Annotated in this window: 18 protein-coding genes; 6 read left to right on the forward strand and 12 right to left on the reverse strand. The window is 63.7% G+C overall.

The window, feature by feature from the left end; all coding sequences use genetic code 11:
- Window positions 1-17 precede the first annotated feature (17 nt).
- From flgH to AC0NIL_RS10205, 12 genes are all read right to left on the reverse strand, one after another.
- Window positions 18-725 carry a flagellar basal body L-ring protein FlgH gene (gene flgH / locus AC0NIL_RS10150; protein WP_027161433.1) on the reverse strand — a complete coding sequence of 236 codons (708 nt, stop codon included), beginning with the start codon at window positions 723-725 and terminating at the stop codon, window positions 18-20.
- Complete coding sequence (locus AC0NIL_RS10155) at window positions 722-1303, reverse strand: MotE family protein (RefSeq protein WP_013529792.1); 582 nt, start codon at window positions 1301-1303, stop codon at window positions 722-724. The genes flgH and AC0NIL_RS10155 overlap by 4 nt, the downstream gene beginning before the upstream one ends.
- A gap of 9 nt (window positions 1304-1312) precedes the next feature.
- Window positions 1313-2554 (reverse strand): flagellar basal body P-ring protein FlgI, encoded by a 1242-nt coding sequence (locus AC0NIL_RS10160; protein ID WP_013529793.1) that lies wholly within the window; start codon window positions 2552-2554, stop codon window positions 1313-1315.
- The gene (gene flgA / locus AC0NIL_RS10165; RefSeq protein WP_063168917.1) at window positions 2551-3078 is read right to left on the reverse strand and encodes a flagellar basal body P-ring formation chaperone FlgA; all 528 of its coding nucleotides are present in this window, start codon (window positions 3076-3078) and stop codon (window positions 2551-2553) included. The genes AC0NIL_RS10160 and flgA overlap by 4 nt, the downstream gene beginning before the upstream one ends.
- Before the next feature lie 3 nt (window positions 3079-3081).
- Window positions 3082-3870, reverse strand: coding sequence for a flagellar basal-body rod protein FlgG (flgG, locus tag AC0NIL_RS10170; protein ID WP_013529795.1), 789 nt, complete (start codon window positions 3868-3870; stop codon window positions 3082-3084).
- An 11-nt stretch (window positions 3871-3881) separates the two neighbouring features.
- On the reverse strand, window positions 3882-4208 hold the full coding sequence (gene fliE, locus AC0NIL_RS10175; RefSeq protein WP_013529796.1) for a flagellar hook-basal body complex protein FliE: 327 nt from the start codon (window positions 4206-4208) through the stop codon (window positions 3882-3884).
- Window positions 4208-4624, reverse strand: coding sequence for a flagellar basal body rod protein FlgC (gene flgC / locus AC0NIL_RS10180; protein ID WP_013529797.1), 417 nt, complete (start codon window positions 4622-4624; stop codon window positions 4208-4210). Before flgC ends, fliE begins: the two co-directional genes overlap by 1 nt.
- A gap of 2 nt (window positions 4625-4626) precedes the next feature.
- Window positions 4627-5007 (reverse strand): flagellar basal body rod protein FlgB, encoded by a 381-nt coding sequence (flgB, locus tag AC0NIL_RS10185; RefSeq protein ID WP_473572492.1) that lies wholly within the window; start codon window positions 5005-5007, stop codon window positions 4627-4629.
- 80 nt (window positions 5008-5087) lie between these two features.
- Window positions 5088-5927, reverse strand: a complete 840-nt coding sequence (locus AC0NIL_RS10190) for a hypothetical protein (protein ID WP_473572491.1) — start codon at window positions 5925-5927, stop codon at window positions 5088-5090.
- Window positions 5914-7317, reverse strand: coding sequence for a flagellar protein export ATPase FliI (gene fliI, locus AC0NIL_RS10195; RefSeq protein ID WP_473572489.1), 1404 nt, complete (start codon window positions 7315-7317; stop codon window positions 5914-5916). The genes AC0NIL_RS10190 and fliI overlap by 14 nt, the downstream gene beginning before the upstream one ends.
- A 3-nt stretch (window positions 7318-7320) precedes the next feature.
- Entirely contained in the window at window positions 7321-8043 is a 723-nt protein-coding gene (gene flgF / locus AC0NIL_RS10200) for a flagellar basal-body rod protein FlgF (protein WP_013529801.1), read from the reverse strand.
- A 7-nt stretch (window positions 8044-8050) separates the two neighbouring features.
- Complete coding sequence (locus AC0NIL_RS10205; RefSeq protein WP_473572487.1) at window positions 8051-9862, reverse strand: DUF1217 domain-containing protein; 1812 nt, start codon at window positions 9860-9862, stop codon at window positions 8051-8053.
- A 147-nt stretch (window positions 9863-10009) separates the two neighbouring features.
- Between AC0NIL_RS10205 and motA the strand changes: the two genes are divergently transcribed.
- The 6 genes from motA to AC0NIL_RS10235 are packed head-to-tail and all read left to right on the forward strand — an operon-like array spanning window position 10010 to window position 14848.
- Window positions 10010-10885, forward strand: a complete 876-nt coding sequence (gene motA / locus AC0NIL_RS10210; RefSeq protein ID WP_013529803.1) for a flagellar motor stator protein MotA — start codon at window positions 10010-10012, stop codon at window positions 10883-10885.
- 32 nt (window positions 10886-10917) lie between these two features.
- On the forward strand, window positions 10918-11865 hold the full coding sequence (locus tag AC0NIL_RS10215; protein ID WP_224621555.1) for a FliM/FliN family flagellar motor switch protein: 948 nt from the start codon (window positions 10918-10920) through the stop codon (window positions 11863-11865).
- Between the two features lie 16 nt (window positions 11866-11881).
- Entirely contained in the window at window positions 11882-12268 is a 387-nt protein-coding gene (fliN, locus tag AC0NIL_RS10220; protein WP_023809994.1) for a flagellar motor switch protein FliN, read from the forward strand.
- A gap of 43 nt (window positions 12269-12311) precedes the next feature.
- Window positions 12312-13322 carry a flagellar motor switch protein FliG gene (locus AC0NIL_RS10225; RefSeq protein ID WP_013529806.1) on the forward strand — a complete coding sequence of 337 codons (1011 nt, stop codon included), beginning with the start codon at window positions 12312-12314 and terminating at the stop codon, window positions 13320-13322.
- Window positions 13323-13331: 9 nt separating this feature from the next.
- Complete coding sequence (gene flhB / locus AC0NIL_RS10230; protein WP_024502683.1) at window positions 13332-14414, forward strand: flagellar biosynthesis protein FlhB; 1083 nt, start codon at window positions 13332-13334, stop codon at window positions 14412-14414.
- Window positions 14411-14848, forward strand: a complete 438-nt coding sequence (locus AC0NIL_RS10235; RefSeq protein ID WP_024502682.1) for a hypothetical protein — start codon at window positions 14411-14413, stop codon at window positions 14846-14848. Before flhB ends, AC0NIL_RS10235 begins: the two co-directional genes overlap by 4 nt.
- The last annotated feature ends 26 nt before the right edge of the window (window positions 14849-14874 follow it).

Raw genomic sequence — 14874 nt, forward strand, 5'->3', positions numbered from 1 at the left:
GGCGCCCTGCCCCGATCCTAGAACGGAAGAACCTGGTCGAGGATCTGCTGGCCGTAGGCAGGTTGCTGGACCTCGGTGATGCGACCGCGTCCGCCGTAGGAGATGCGGGCCTCGGCGATGCGTTCGTAGGGGATGGTGTTTTCGGCGCCGATATCGGCCGGCCGCACGATGCCGGCGAGCGTCAGCACCCTGAGCTCGGCATTGACGCGCACTTCCTGCGATCCGGTGATCATCAGATTGCCGTTGGGCAGCACATCGGTGACGATCGCCGCGACATTGAGTTCAAGCGTTTCCGAGCGCTTGATCTCGCCGTCAGCCGTCGTGTCGGTGGTGGAGCTGAGAGCCCCGGCGCCCTTGCCGGCGGTGCTCCACTTGTCCCACTGCGCGCTGAGGTCATAACCGAGCTTGCGATTGGCGGTGCGGCTCCTGTCGTTCTGGTTCTTGAAGTTGGCGCGATCGTTGATCTTGATCTTGACCGTCAGGATGTCGCCCTGGGACAGCGCCCGCGGGTCGGTGAACAGCCGGCTCTGGCGGTCGTCCCACAACGAGAATTTCTTGACCGGCACTGGCGGCGTTTGCGGATATCGATAGAGCGAGCCGGTGCTGCCGCCATCGATGCCGGAGCCGACCGGGGACAGGGCCGGCTCTCTGCCGACCTCCTTGAGGTTGGTTCCGCAACCGGACAGCATGGCAACCGCGCACAGGACAAGCATCTTCCGGATCATGACGGATCTACCCTTCGGGCTGCGCTGGCCATAATGCCGGTGAGCGTCGCCGCCGCCTTCTGGTCCATTTCGTTGAGGATGACGCTCGCCTTGCGTGAATCGAGCTTCATCAATATAGCCGCAGCCAGGTCGGCGTTGACGATGGCCAGCCGCTCGGCGGCGGCGTCGGGTTTCATACCGGCGTAGATCTGGACGACGCCGTCCTCGGCCCGGGCCAGGAAAACCTCGCGCCGCTTCAGCCAGGTCTCGTATTCAGCTTTCTTTGCATCAAGAGCTTTCATGCGCTCGTCAATGCCAGCCTGGAGCTGCTTCAGTTCCTGCGCCTGCAGGACATAGCGGCGGTCGCGGGCGGCATCGGCGATGTTTGAGCAGAAGCGCTCGATCTCGCTTTGGTCCGGCGCCTTTTCCCGTGTCAGTTGCTGCGGCGCCGCCGCCACCTGTGCTCCCGGCAGGACCTGGCGGACCGTCTCCTCGCCGCGCGCGGTGCCGCCGGCAAAGGGCAGAGCCGCGAGAAAAGCGGTCGCAAGCAGGATCGCGGCTTTGCGGTGTCTGTCGTGGCGTGGGAAGGAGCGCGTCATCGGCATCGCCTATTGCAGAACCAGGTCGGCCTGCAGGGCCCCGGCCGACTTGATGCCCTGCAGAATGGCGATGATGCCGTCCGGCTTGACGCCGAGGCGGTTGAGGCCGGAAACGAGGGTCTGGAGATCGGGTCCGTCAAGCACGGCAACGCGGGCGTCGGGCCGGCTGGCGTCGATGGCGGTGAACGGTTCGATCGCGGTCTCGCCCTTGGAGAAGGGTTCGGGCTGGACGACGCGCGGCGCTTCGGTGATGCGCACGGTGAGCGTGCCGTGGCTGATGGCGACCCGTGAGATCTTGACGTCATTGCCGATGACGATGGTGCCGGTGCGCTCGTCGATCACGACACGGGCCGGCGTGTCGGATTCGACCACCAAATTCTCGATTTCGGCATAGAAGCGCGCCGCCGAGACACCCTTCGGCCTTCTGATCTGGACGGTGCGCGAATCGCGCTCGGCCGCCACCCGCATGCCGAAGCGCTGGCCGGTGTAGTCGTTGATGGCATCCGCGATGCGGATAGCGGTCGAGAAATCGGGATTGCGCAGCTGCAGCGTCAGGATCGCCTGATCGTCGAATTCGGCTTGGACAGCACGCTCGACGATGGCGCCGTTGGGCACGCGGCCGGCGGTCGGCACGCCTTGCGTCAGCTGCTCGGCCTGTCCTTGCGCGGTAAAGCCGGACACGATGACCGAGCCCTGGCCGACGGCATAGATTTCGCCGTCCGCCGCCTTCAGCGGCGTCATGATCAGCGTGCCGCCGGAAAGCGAGGTCGCGTCGCCCATCGAGGAGACGTCGATGTCGATGCGGGCGCCCGACTGCACGTAGGGCGGCATGTTGGCGGTGACGATGACGGCGGCGACATTCTTGGCGCGCGCGCTGCCGCCTTCGGTGGCGATGCCGAGGTTTTCGAGCATCGCGCGGATCGACTGTTCGGTGAATGGCGAGTTGCGCAGGCTGTCGCCCGATCCGGCAAGGCCGATGACCAGGCCGTAGCCGACGAGCTGATTGTCGCGCGAACTCTGCAGCTGGGCGATGTCCTTGATACGCGAGGCGACCTGGCCCGGCGGCAGCGAACTCGGCCCGGTCGAGACCCGGAACATGCGGCTGGTGGTGGCCGGATCATATTCGGGATCGTTGTAGACGCCGCCATTCTTGGCGGCGAGCTCGCGCTTGGCCTTCGGCGTCAGGCCGTCGGCCAGCGCCGGCTGCAGGCCAAGCACGGCTGCCAGGATCAAGGTAAGCCCGCGCATCATGAAGCGCTGACCTGGATGGTTCCATCCGCCATCACCGTGCCGGACAGGATTTTGCCGCTGTCGATGTTGCGAACCTTGACGAGGTCGCCCGCGGCTCCTGGCTGCAGCGTCACGGCGGTCGCCGAGATCGTCAGGCCGCCGGCGATGAAGAAGATCTGCACGGAGGCACCCTGTTCGACCAGCCAGGCCTCGCGGATGGCGGCGGAGGGAATGTAGCGGCCGGGCAGCAAGGTGCGCTTGGCGACCTTGCCATCCAGTTCCTCGGCCCGTGTGGCGACCGCCTCCGGCTTGTGCTTGCCGACGATAAGGGTGACCTGTTTCAGGGCAGCCAGGTTGATGGTCTCGCCGGGATAGATAACCCGGCTCGGAATAAGCACCACCTCGCCGCCAGCTTGATTGCTGGCGATCCGGGTGGCCGACTGGTTGGCCGATTCCTGGGCAAAAGCCGGCATCGTGCCGGTCACCAGCGCAAGGACGAGCGCGGTGCGGCGGAATGCAGACAGGAGGCCGGGCGTCGACATCATGCGTTACCTGATGTTCTTGGAGACCACGGAGGCCATGTCGTCGGCGGCCTGGATGACCTTGGAGTTCATCTCATAGGCGCGCTGCGCCGAGATCAGCTCGGTGATTTCCTTGACCGGGTCGACGTTGGAGGCTTCGAGATAGCCCTGCTGGATGGTGGCAAAACCGGGATCGCCAGGCACGCCGACATTCGCGGGCCCCGAAGCCGTGGTTTCCTGGAACAGATTGTCGCCGAGCGGCGCCAGGCCGGCCTCGTTGGCGAAATTGGCGATCTGAAGCTGACCGAGGTTCTGCAGGTCGGTCTGCCCGTCGATGCGGGCGAAGACCTGGCCGGTCTTGTTGACGATGACCTCGACGGCATCAACGGGAACATTGATTGCCGGAATGACCGCAGCGCCGTCGACCGTCACCAACTGGCCGGTGGCGTTGGTGTTGAGAGCGCCGGCGCGGCTGTAGAGCGTGCCGCCGTCGGCACCCTCGATCTGGAACCAGCCCCTGCCGGTCAGCGCCAGGTCGAAACTGTTGCCGGTGCTGGTCAGTTCGCCCTGGGTGTGCACGTTGCGCACCGCCGTCGTCTTGACGCCGAGGCCGATCGAGACGCCCTCCGGCACCAGCGAGGCGTTGGAGCGGTTGGGCACGCCTTGCGTGCGGTCGACCTGATAGAGCAGGTCGGAGAATTCGGCACGGGCGCGCTTGTAGCCGGTGGTATTTATGTTGGCGATGTTGTTGGCGATGACTTCCAGATTTGTCTGCTGGGCATTCATGCCGGTGGCGGCGATGGCGAGTGCTTTCATGGCGGAATTCCTCAGATGCCCATTCGACTGACTTCGAGATAGGCGGAGACCACCTTGTCGCGTATGGCGACGGCGGTCTGAAGCGCCTGCTGCGCGCTCATCACGGCGTCGACCACCTGGCGGGTGTCGGCATCGCCCTTGAGCGCCTGCATCGATACCTGCTCGGCATTCTGCATCGTGTCGACGGTCTTGGAGGCTGCCTGGCTCAGCGCCTCGGCAAAGGAGGTGCCGACATTGCCACCGGCCGACGGTGTCGCGCCGCCCTGGAGCAGGCTTGTCGCCGCGTCATCGCCGCCGATCGACGGCTTGAACTGAAGGGCTCCGATACCGCTGATCATTATTGGTTCCTCATCAGGTCGATGGTCATGGAAATCAAGTCGCGGGCCTGCTTGACCACCTGAAGGTTGGCCTCGTAGGAGCGATTGGCCTCGGTCATGTCGGCCATTTCGATCAGCACGTTGACGTTGGGCATCTTGACGTAGCCCTTCTCGTCGGCGGCCTCGTTGCCGGGCTGGAACTCGACTGGAAAGTCACTGGGATCTCGATCGATCGAGTTCACTGCAACCGTTGAACTGCCGGAGGCCCGGTCGAGCTCGGAGACGAAGCTGATGGTCTTGCGGCGATAAGGGTCGGAGCCGGGCGCGGTGCCCGTCGACTGGGCGTTGGCGAGGTTTTCGGAAACCACGCGCAGGCGCTCCGACTGGGCGCCGAGGCCGGATGCTGCGACTTTGAGGGCTGCGGTCAGCGCGTCCATGGTCAGCTCTTCACCGCCATCATCATCATCGAATGGAACGCCTTGACGATCGCCGTGTTGAGCTCGAAGGACCGGCGCACCTCGCCGGCCTTCAGCAACTGGTCTTCCAGCACGACCGAGTTCTTGGACGGCATGACAACGCCGTCATCTTCCTGCGGCTTGATGGTGAAGCCGGCATTGGTCGCTGCATTGCCGAGATGGCCGGCCTGGGTGGCCTGCAGCGATACGGCGGCGCGGTCGACCACTTTTTCGAATGGCTCGACGTCGTTTGCCGTATAGCCTGGCGTGTTGGCATTGGCGATGTTGCCGGCCACGGCCGACTGGCGCACGGCCAGCCATTGCGCTTGCTTGGCGGCGAGGTCGAAAAGGGAAACGGGCTCCATGGGAATCTCCGAGCAGGTACCCAGAGACTAGGCCGCCAGTCTTGCGCGGGCCTTGCGGATGGCCGGAAGCCGGAGATCGTTTATCGGGACAGTTCGATCACCTGGTCGGCACTGGTGACCATGACCCATTTGCCGTTGCGCCGCTCGATGGAGGATACCTTGCTGGAATCCGGCAGTATCGAGCCGCGCTGGACCATCCAGAGGCCAGCGTCGTCCTGGATCATGGCGCGGCCGTTGGCGACATGAACCATGCGGAATTTCGCCGCGTCGGCCGGAAACGGTTGCTCGTCGGATGCGGCTGCGGGATCGGCATCATCCCGCACCGTCCCCGTGGCAAGAAGATCGAGATTGGCCGCGGGAACGTCCTTTGCCGTCAGCGGCGCGCTGCGTTCGGCGACCACGCCGCCGCCCGCTCGCCCGGAATTAGAGCCTGTGCCGCCGAACTTCATCGCCTGGACGCCAAACTGGTCCTGGTTGAAGAAGATATACCAGGGGAACAGGGCGCAGATCAGGCCGAGCGCGATGCCGAGCGCGGCAATGACGAAATCGCTGCGTCGGTCGGACTTCCTCTCCAGTCGGGGAAACGGCGCCTTTGGCGGCTGCGGCCATTCGGTGCGCGGGAACAGGCCGTCGATCAGCGATTCCCGGCTGGCCTGCGTCATCTCGGCAGCCACCGCCTGGGGAGCCCGGGACAGAGCGGGTTCGACGGGCCTGGCCAGATCAGGATCGGCTTTGCCAGCCCGTGGCAGGATTGGCTTGACGGCTCTGGCCAGAACGGCCTCGGCTTTGGCCGCGATGGCACGGGCGGCCTTTGCCTTGGCAGTTCTCGCTGTGTCAGCCTCTGCCTGCTGCGCGGCATTGGCCTCGGCGATCATGTCGCGCAGGATGCGCTCGGTGTATTCGCGTTCAGTCTCCGGCATCGGCGTTCAGCTTGCTCTTGAGGTGGCGGGCGAGATCGGAGAACGGGTCGGCTGAGGGGCGATCCTTCGGCCCTTGCGTCAGCGCTTCATAGATCAGCGGCACCTGGCGCACGGCGATGTCGAGTTCGGCATCGACGCCGCCCTGATAGGCCCCGAGCAAGCGGATATCGCGTGTGTCCTCGAAGCGCGAGATCATCGACTTCAGCCTTGTCACCAGCGCGCGCTGTTCGACGCTCCAGGCCTTTCCGGCCAACCGCGATATCGACGACAGCGGGTTGACGGGGGGATAGCGACCCTGTTCGGCGATCGTGCGGTCAAGCACGACATGGCCGTCGAGGATGCCGCGCACGGAATCGGCGACCGGGTCGTTGTGATCGTCGCCGTCGACCAGTACGGAAATGATGGCGGTGATCGATCCCTTGCCTTCCGTACCCGGCCCGGCGCGTTCGAGCAGCTTGGGCAATTCGGTGAACACCGAGGCCGGATAACCGCGGGCGACCGGCGGCTCGCCGGTTCCCGTCGCCACCTCACGCAAGGCGTGAGCGAAGCGGGTGATCGAATCCAGCACCAGCAAAACGCGATGCCCCTGGTCGCGAAAATGCTCGGCGACGCGCATGGCGGTGTCCGGCGCACGCCGGCGCATCATGGCGCTTTCGTCGCTGGTGGCGACGACGGCGATGGTCTTGGCCATGCTGTCGCCGATCGTGTCCTCGAGGAATTCACGGACTTCCCGGCCGCGTTCGCCGATGAGCGCCACCACGACGGTATCGAATGCGTCGGCTCCGGCGAGCATGGCGAGCAGCGTCGACTTGCCGACGCCGGAGCCGGCAAAGATGCCGAGGCGCTGGCCGAAGCAGAGCGGCGTGAAGATATCGATGACCTTGACGCCGGTCATGAAAGCAGTGCCGACGCGTTGCCGCGCCATGGCGCCCGGCGTCGTCTGGGCGCCGCGCGATGTGTCGTCTCCCCGGGCGAGCGGCGGGCCGCCATCGATCGCCTTGGTGAGTGCGTCGATGGTGCGGCCGCGCCATGAGGCATGCGGTGCCACCACAAGCGGACCGCGGCGGAACACGGCATCACCGATGCCGGAATCGGCGCTGCGTTCGAAGGGTGCCACGACGGCCTCGTCGCGGCCGATCTTGACGATCTCGCCGCGGCGCGCACCGGCATGGCCGGGCTGCTCGACGATGTCACCCAGCCTGGCGAAGCTGGAAAGGCCGTGCACCTTGTAGTGCGTGGGCGTGACTTCGATGACGCGGCCGCCGCGCTTGAGCAGTGCCTCGGCGTCGGCGAAACGCCGCCAGACCCGTTCCAGGGCGGCAAGCCGGTCTTCCGGTGCCGGCTGGAGTTGCATTTCGAGTGCCCGCAGGGATGGCTGGTCGAGCGACATGGACTATTTCGAGCCGAGCGTCTTGATCGCCTCGTCGGTGGACGAGTCGGTCTGGCGCATCAGGGCGGCCGTGTTCTCGAAGGCGCGCTGGACCATGATCAACCTGGTGATCTCCAGCACCGGATTGACATTGGACTCTTCGAGAAAACCTTGGGCAACGCCGATATCGGAGCGATCGGTGACAGGCTCCGGGGTGCGTGCCGGAACAATGCCGGAATTGCCATAGCGGACGAAGTTCGCGCCTGGATCGAAATTGTAGAGGCCGATCGATCCGACAAGCTGATCGTTCTGGCGCAACGAACCATCGGCCCCGGCCTTGGGCGGACCGTTGCGGGGGTCAAGCTGGATCGGCGAGCCGCCGGCATCGAGCACCGGGTGGCCTTCGATCGACATCAGTTCGCCGTTCTCGTTCATCGAAAAACGGCCGTCGCGGGTCATGACGGTGCCGACCGGCGTCTCTATAGCGAACCAGGCATCGCCCTGGATGGCGAAATCGAAGGGATTTCCGGTCTCGCTCAAGGCACCGTGGGCGCCGGAAAGGTAGGTCTTGCCCGGGGAGGCGAATGACACCGATTTCTGCCCGGTGCCAGAGACGACGTCCTCGAACTTCACGCCGGTGGCGCGAAAGCCGATCGTGGAGGCGTTGGCGACGTTGTCGGCGATGGTGTCGAGGCGCCGCTCGAGCGCGATCTGCGATGAAAGAGCGACGTACAGGCTGTCCCGCATGATGGTCTCAGAACCTCAGTTTCTGCATGGCCATCATCAGGTCGGTGGAGATGCCGACGGTGAGTGGCTGGGCAAACAGCACGCTGACCGAGGTGACGGCCGATGAAGTCGGGTTGTTGATCTCGTACATGCTGGTGAAGCGCGTCAGGAACTTGCCGAGTTTCTCGGGGTCGGAGAAATCCGAGATGTCGAGTTTCTGCTCGAACAGCTGCGCCTGCTTGTCGACATCGGCGGTGGCGAAGGAATCGGGCAGGCCGAGCACGGTGCGCACGACACTGGCAAGCGCAGTGTCGGCCAGCACGTCATACCAACTGGTGATGGTTGGGGCCTTGCGATCGAAATAAAGCGCCAGCCGCACGCCCTGGTTGGTCTGGCCGGCATCCTCTTCGAGGGTCTGGCGCATGTATTTGTCGACGGTCGGCTGCTGCGCCGGATTGATGGTGGTGGCCGCTTCGCCGTATTGTTCGAAGTTGAAGGCGGCGGCCAGCCCGGCATAGGCCTTGTTGGTCATCTTGTTGGCGACGCTGTCGGCGTCGCGAATGCCACCGGCAAGAACGTTGCGGATGAGGTCCTTGCTTTCCGTCGCCGGGTCCAGTCCGTAGGCCGAGAGCACGTAGTTGTACAATCGGCTGTTGGCCATCAGGTCGTCGATGGATTTCACGTTCGTGACGTTGGCAAGATAGTACGCGGTCTCCGACTTGATGTAGTCCGCATTCGGCGCGATCAGGCCAAGCGCCGACTCCGTCGTATAGATTTTCGGCGTGTCTTTCTGCACTTCGTCGCGCGACGTTGTCTGATCGCCATATTGGGCAAAGTTGAAGGCCGTGACGAAGTTGGCGTACCGTTTATCCGTCAGCTTGTTTGCTGGGCTGTCGGGGTCGCTGACGCCGCCCTCGAGCATTGTGCGGATCTGCTGCGGCGTTTCGGTTGACGCATCAAGTCCGTAGGAAGCCATGGCGAAGGTGAGCAGGCGCTTGTCCGCCATGAGGTTGTCGATCGACGTCACCTTGGAAATGTTTGTCGCGTAATAGTCGGCCTCGCCCTTGATATATCGCGCGCTTGGCTCGACCAATGTCAGTCCGGCTCCGGCCATGTATCCTTTCGGCACCGCCTGCTGGACATCGTCGCGCATGGTCGTCTGATCGCCATACTGGGCGAAGTCGAAGGCTGCGACGAATTTGGCGTAGCTCTTGTCGGGCAGTTTGTTGGCGGGACTGTCGGGATCGCTGACGCCACCTTCGAGCATCGCCTTGACGGTTGCGGCAGGTTCGGTTGCGGCGTCGAGTCCGAAAGCGGCCATCGCATATGTCAGCAGGCGGCTGTCGCCCATCAGGTCGTCGACCGATTTAACCTTGGCGATGTTGGTGACGTAGTAGGCGGTTTCGCTCTGGTAGTAAGGGAGCCCCTTCTGCGAGGCGCCGATCTGGACTTGCAGCGCATAGTTGCTGGTCACCAGTTGCTGCGCCTTGTTGTAGACAGTCGTACTGGTGCCGTTGGCGGCGAAATTGAAGGCCCTGACGAATTCGGCGTAACGCTTGTCGGTCAGCTTGTTGGCGAAGCTGTTGGGATCGGAGACGCCTTCCTTGAGTGCCTTGACCATGAAGGCCTTGGCGTAAGCCATGTCCTCGAGCCCGTAGGCCTTCATGGCATATTTGAACAAACGGTCATTCTTGACGAAATCGTCGATCGATTTCACCTTGGTGATGTTGTCCAGATAATATTTGGTGTCGCGATCAACCACGGGCTGCTGCTCGATCCTGTCGATCGACTTTGAAATGTCCCTGGTGATGAGCTGGTAGCTGGTAAAGGTATTAAGCAAAAAGGTGCCTCCGGCCGAAGCTATGTCCGGACAATACCCCTACTTCCTTGCGCGAAACTGAATCGTCTCCGACGCCTTCGATTCAAGCCTCACACAAGGCACGGGGGCTATCCCTAGCTCCTGATGTGAAATGCGGAAGGACCTGTCGTGGGCATTCTGATTGGACTGGTGGTAACGCTCGGCTGCGTCCTTGGCGGCTTCATGGCCATGGGCGGCCATCTTCACGTGCTGATCCAGCCCTGGGAGGCGGTGATCATCTGTGGTGCGGCTTTTGGCACATTCCTCGTCGCCAATCCGATGAAGACGGTCAAGGATACCGGCAAGGGCATTCTCGAAGCTTTCAAGCAGGCGGTGCCGAAGGAACAGGACTATCTCGAAACGCTCGGCGTGCTGCACTCGCTGATGCGCGAGCTGCGCTCGAAATCCCGCAGCGAGGTCGAGGCGCATATCGACAATCCGGAAGAGTCGGCGATTTTCCAGGCGTTCCCAACCGTGCTGCATAACCACGATCTGACGCATTTCATCTGCGACTACTGCCGCATCATCATCATCGGCAATGCCCGCTCGCACGAGATCGAGGCGCTGATGGACGAAGAAATCCAGACCATCAGGTCCGACAAGATGAAGGCCTATCACGCGATGGTGGCGGTGGGCGATGGCCTACCGGCGCTCGGCATCGTCGCCGCCGTGCTCGGCGTGGTCAAGGCGATGGGCGCGCTCGACCAGTCGCCGGAAATTCTCGGCGGTTTGATTGGTGCCGCACTTGTCGGAACGTTCCTCGGCATCTTCCTGTCCTATTCGGTGGTCGGACCGGTCGCCACCAAGATCAAGACAGTGCGCGAGAAGAAGAACCGCCTCTATATCATCGTCAAGCAGACGCTGTTGGCCTACATGAACGGCGCGCTGCCGCAGGTGGCGATCGAGTTCGGCCGCAAGACCATCTCGTCCTATGAACGGCCGACGATCGACGCGGTCGAGCAGAGCACGATGAATACCGGCACCGTCGAAAAGAAGGCCGCCTGAACGATGCGCGACAGATCGGTCCCGGCACTGTCATGACCAGCCTGGGCAGTCCAGCGGAAGCGCGCTCGCTGATCATCGAGCGTCTGGTCGGCGACAGCGGCGAGGCCGCGCAGGTCATCGACGCAGGCCGCGCCATGGCCGAACGCGCCGTGCCGCTGCTGCAGAAAAGCCTGACCAGCGAGTTTGGCGTTCCGGTCGTCGTCGATCTCAAAGCGATCGAGGTCAGCCGCGTTCCCGAGGCGCGTTCGCGTGCCGGCGACACGTTTGCGATGACCGTGATCGGCTCGTCGGCGTCCTCCGATGCGATGACCCTGGTGATCGATGCTCCGGCGATCGCCATCATGGTCTGCACGCTGTTCGGCGGCGACCCGGATCTGCCGGCATCGCCGATCGAACGCGATCTGTCGCAAATCGAAATCGATGTTTCGACCATGGTGTTCCAGCAGGTCGCACAGGCCCTCAACGGATCGGGAAAGCGTTCGCTCGACCTGCGCCTGCCCGCGCCGCGGGCAATGTCGGGCACCGAGGCGAAGCGGTACGTGCTGCGCGATGGCGCGGCAATCCGCATCGTGCTTGGCATCTCGACGCCGGCCGACAGTGGCACCGTGACGGTGACGATGCCGCAGCGCGTCGTGCTGGCCAGCCGCGACGGAGCCGTGCCTGTCAGCGACGACGATCACGGCCCCAGCTGGCGCGCCCGCTTCTCGGAAGAGGTGATGCGCTCCACCGTGGCGCTCGAGGCCACGATGCCGCTGGCGCGGCTGACGCTCGGCGACCTCGCCGGTTTCGAAATCGGCGACGTCATCGAATTCGAGGAAACGGCCCAGTCCCAGGCGCGTCTCAGCGCACGGGGCAAGACGCTGTACGTATGCGAGTTCGGCAAACTGGGACAGAATTACACCGTCCGGATCAGGCATCCTTACGACGCCGGGCAGGACTTTATCGACGGGCTGATGCCGGCTGCCGCCGGACGCGCCTGAGCATTTGGAGACGATCATGGCCAAAACCAAGGCGGAAGCCGACCTCGACCAGCCGGACGAGCAACTCGACCGTGCCATCGAAGAGTTGCGCGGGGTCCTGCATGAAGAGGAGCAACGCCCCGATGCGGCGTTCAGGGCGGCCTCATCGGCCAATTCGAGCGTGATCATGAACATCCCCGTCGATGTCCAGATCATCCTCGGCAGCACCGAGATGCCGGTCTCCGATCTGATGGCGCTGCAAAAAGGGTCGACCGTGGCGCTCAATCGCCGCATCGGCGAACCTGTCGACGTCGTGGTCAACGGCCGAAAGATCGCGCGCGGCGAGATCACCGTTCTGGAAAGCGATCCGTCGCGCTTCGGCATCAGGCTGACCGAAATCATCGCCGGCACGAAGGGCGCCTAGACATGGTTTGCGGGGCTTGCCGGTGGCAGCGGAGGCGAGTGGCATGACGACGCCGGTGACCTTGACCCGCGCGCAGAAGGCGGCCGCCATACTTGTGGCGATGGGCAAGCCGTCGGCCAGCCGCCTGCTGAAATTCTTCAAGCAGGAAGAACTGAAGGCCCTGATCGAGGGCGCCCGGCTGCTGCGGACGATTCCGCAAAGCGATCTTGAGCGCATCGTCGCCGAGTTCGAGGCCGAGTTCACGGAAGGGGCGGGATTGCTCGATTCCGCCGACAGGATGGACACCATCCTCAACGAATCGCTGTCGCCCGAAGAGATGAGCGCGATCATGGGCGACAGGAAATTCGAGGTCGCACCGGAAGGCCCGCCGCCGATCTGGCCCGAGCTCGAAAAGCTCGAGCCGGCGCGGCTTGGCGCCTTCCTGGCCGGTGAGCATCCGCAGACAGCGGCCATGGTGTTGTCGAAGCTGGCGCCGCAGGTGGCGGCGAGCGTGCTGCTGACACTGACCAAGCCGATGCGTGGAGAAATCATCAAGCGCATGGTGACGATGGCCAATGTTCCCGACGCTGCCGCCAGGATCGTCGAAAACCGGTTGCGCACCAGTGTGCTGGCCGAAACCTCGACCAAAGACACCTCGGCCGGGCAGGCGCGTGTTGCCAGCGTTCTCAACGAACTCGACAAGCCGCTGCTCGAGGAGGTGATGCAGGATCTGGAAGCCGCCGGCACGCCTGATCTCGACGGCGTGCGAGCCCGGCTGTTTGCTTTCGACGATCTGCCGCTGCTCACCCAGAAAGCGCGGGTGCTGCTGTTCGACGGGCTATCGACGGAGCTGGTCACGCTGGCCTTGCGTGGCACGTCGGCCGCACTCGCGGAATCGGTGCTGTCGGCCATCGGCGCCCGCTCGCGGCGCATGATCGAAGCCGAACTCGGGCAGGGCTCGGACGGGATCCCCCTCGCCGACATCATGGCGGCCCGCAAGACGATCGTGACGACGACGATCCGGCTGTCGCGCGAAGGCGCCTTCGAACTCCCCTCGACCCAAGACGCCGCCTAGGACCGCGCCATGGCTGACGCGGTCGACAAGGATTCGAAAACCGAAGAGGCGACGGAAAAGAAGATCCGCGACACCATCGAACAGGGCAAGCTGCCCCATTCGCGGGAGACAGCGCTCTTTGCCTCGTTCGTTGCCATACTGGTGTTCACCGTCTTCTACGCCAAGGATGCGATCATCGATCTCGGCATGTTCCTGTCGATGTTCCTGGAGAAGCCGGAAGCCTGGCCGATGGACACGGAGACCGACGTCATCGCGCTTTACAAGATCGTCCTGCTCGAGGTCGGCCGCGCCGTCCTGAGCTTGATGGTGCTGCTGACCGTCGCCGGCGTCGGCGCCTCGGTGTTCCAGAACATGCCGCAATTCGTAGGCGAGCGGGTCCGGCCGCAACTCTCGCGCATTTCGATCGCCAAGGGTTGGAACAGGCTGTTCGGCATCCAGGGTTGGGTCGAGTTCCTGAAGTCACTCGGCAAGGTCGGGTTTGCCATCGTCGTGCTGAGCTTCACCCTGTCGGAAGACCACCGCAAGCTGCTCGCCGGGATGATCACCAATCCGGTCGCCTTCGGTCTCGTCATCCGCGGCATCGCCGTCGACATCCTGGTGGCCATCGTCTTCGTCATGGGGCTGATCGCGGCAGTCGACATCGTCTGGTCGCGCTTCCACTGGAAGCAGGACCTGCGCATGAGCAAGCAGGAGGTCAAGGACGAGTTCAAACAGTCCGAGGGCGACCCGATCGTCAAATCGCGGCTGCGCTCTCTGGCGCGCGACCGGGCGCGCAAACGGATGATGACGGCGGTGCCGCGCGCGACGCTGATCATCGCCAACCCGACGCACTTCTCGATCGCGCTGAAATATGTGCGCGACGAGGACTCGGCGCCCATGGTGCTGGCCAAGGGCCAGGATCTGGTGGCGCTCAAGATCCGCGAGATCGCGCGGGAACACAACATCCCGATCTTCGAGGACGTGGCGCTCGCCCGCTCCATGTACAAGCAAGTTTCGGTCGATAATGTGATCCCGTCACAATTCTACCAGGCCGTCGCCGAACTGGTGCGGATCGTCTACTCGAAAAAGGCTGAGCGCAGACAGATTTCATGAACCGGCAACCGCACGCAAAATCCCGCGAGATCATCGTCGCCAGCGCCATCGAGCAGGTGGTGGGCGAACTGAGGCTGATCGATGTCGCCGACTACATCGCCTTTATCCGGCTGGAGCATTTCGCATGCCTGTCGGACCTGGTCGATTCAGCGGTTGAGTTGTTCTTCATGCCGGGCACTCTGCGGCTCGGCCATGGTGGTGAGGCGCATGTCGACTGGAGCGGCAGCCCGCGCATCGTGCTCGATCTGGAACTGAGGCCGCCCGGCGTCACCGTCTATTTCCAGCTGACGCTGAGCGAGCTCGGCGCGTCGGTGGCGGTCAACTACGTATCGTTCGAGAAGCCGGGCGAAGACCCGGAGCGCAACACGGCGCTGCTCGAAGCGGTGATCGAAGAGGCGCGTATCCGCAAGGTCGAGCCGCTGGCCTATCGCTGACCGTCGGTCGCTTTCGAAGCGCTGCC

The sequence above is a fragment of the Mesorhizobium sp. WSM1343 genome (genome assembly GCF_055901535.1).

Excerpts from the sequence above, each read along its gene's own strand:
- flgF (WP_013529801.1), bottom strand. The coding sequence starts at position 8,043 with ATGCGGGACAGCCTGTACGTCGCTCTTTCATCGCAGATCGCGCTCGAG.
- flgH (WP_027161433.1), bottom strand. The coding sequence starts at position 725 with ATGATCCGGAAGATGCTTGTCCTGTGCGCGGTTGCCATGCTGTCCGGT.
- AC0NIL_RS10215 (WP_224621555.1), top strand. The coding sequence starts at position 10,918 with ATGACCAGCCTGGGCAGTCCAGCGGAAGCGCGCTCGCTGATCATCGAG.
- AC0NIL_RS10225 (WP_013529806.1), top strand. The coding sequence starts at position 12,312 with ATGACGACGCCGGTGACCTTGACCCGCGCGCAGAAGGCGGCCGCCATA.
- flgG (WP_013529795.1), bottom strand. The coding sequence starts at position 3,870 with ATGAAAGCACTCGCCATCGCCGCCACCGGCATGAATGCCCAGCAGACA.
- flhB (WP_024502683.1), top strand. The coding sequence starts at position 13,332 with ATGGCTGACGCGGTCGACAAGGATTCGAAAACCGAAGAGGCGACGGAA.
- fliE (WP_013529796.1), bottom strand. The coding sequence starts at position 4,208 with ATGATCAGCGGTATCGGAGCCCTTCAGTTCAAGCCGTCGATCGGCGGC.
- fliI (WP_473572489.1), bottom strand. The coding sequence starts at position 7,317 with ATGTCGCTCGACCAGCCATCCCTGCGGGCACTCGAAATGCAACTCCAG.
- fliN (WP_023809994.1), top strand. The coding sequence starts at position 11,882 with ATGGCCAAAACCAAGGCGGAAGCCGACCTCGACCAGCCGGACGAGCAA.
- flgB (WP_473572492.1), bottom strand. The coding sequence starts at position 5,007 with ATGGAGCCCGTTTCCCTTTTCGACCTCGCCGCCAAGCAAGCGCAATGG.
- AC0NIL_RS10155 (WP_013529792.1), bottom strand. The coding sequence starts at position 1,303 with ATGACGCGCTCCTTCCCACGCCACGACAGACACCGCAAAGCCGCGATC.
- flgA (WP_063168917.1), bottom strand. The coding sequence starts at position 3,078 with ATGATGTCGACGCCCGGCCTCCTGTCTGCATTCCGCCGCACCGCGCTC.
- AC0NIL_RS10235 (WP_024502682.1), top strand. The coding sequence starts at position 14,411 with ATGAACCGGCAACCGCACGCAAAATCCCGCGAGATCATCGTCGCCAGC.
- AC0NIL_RS10160 (WP_013529793.1), bottom strand. The coding sequence starts at position 2,554 with ATGATGCGCGGGCTTACCTTGATCCTGGCAGCCGTGCTTGGCCTGCAG.
- AC0NIL_RS10190 (WP_473572491.1), bottom strand. The coding sequence starts at position 5,927 with ATGCCGGAGACTGAACGCGAATACACCGAGCGCATCCTGCGCGACATG.
- flgC (WP_013529797.1), bottom strand. The coding sequence starts at position 4,624 with ATGGACGCGCTGACCGCAGCCCTCAAAGTCGCAGCATCCGGCCTCGGC.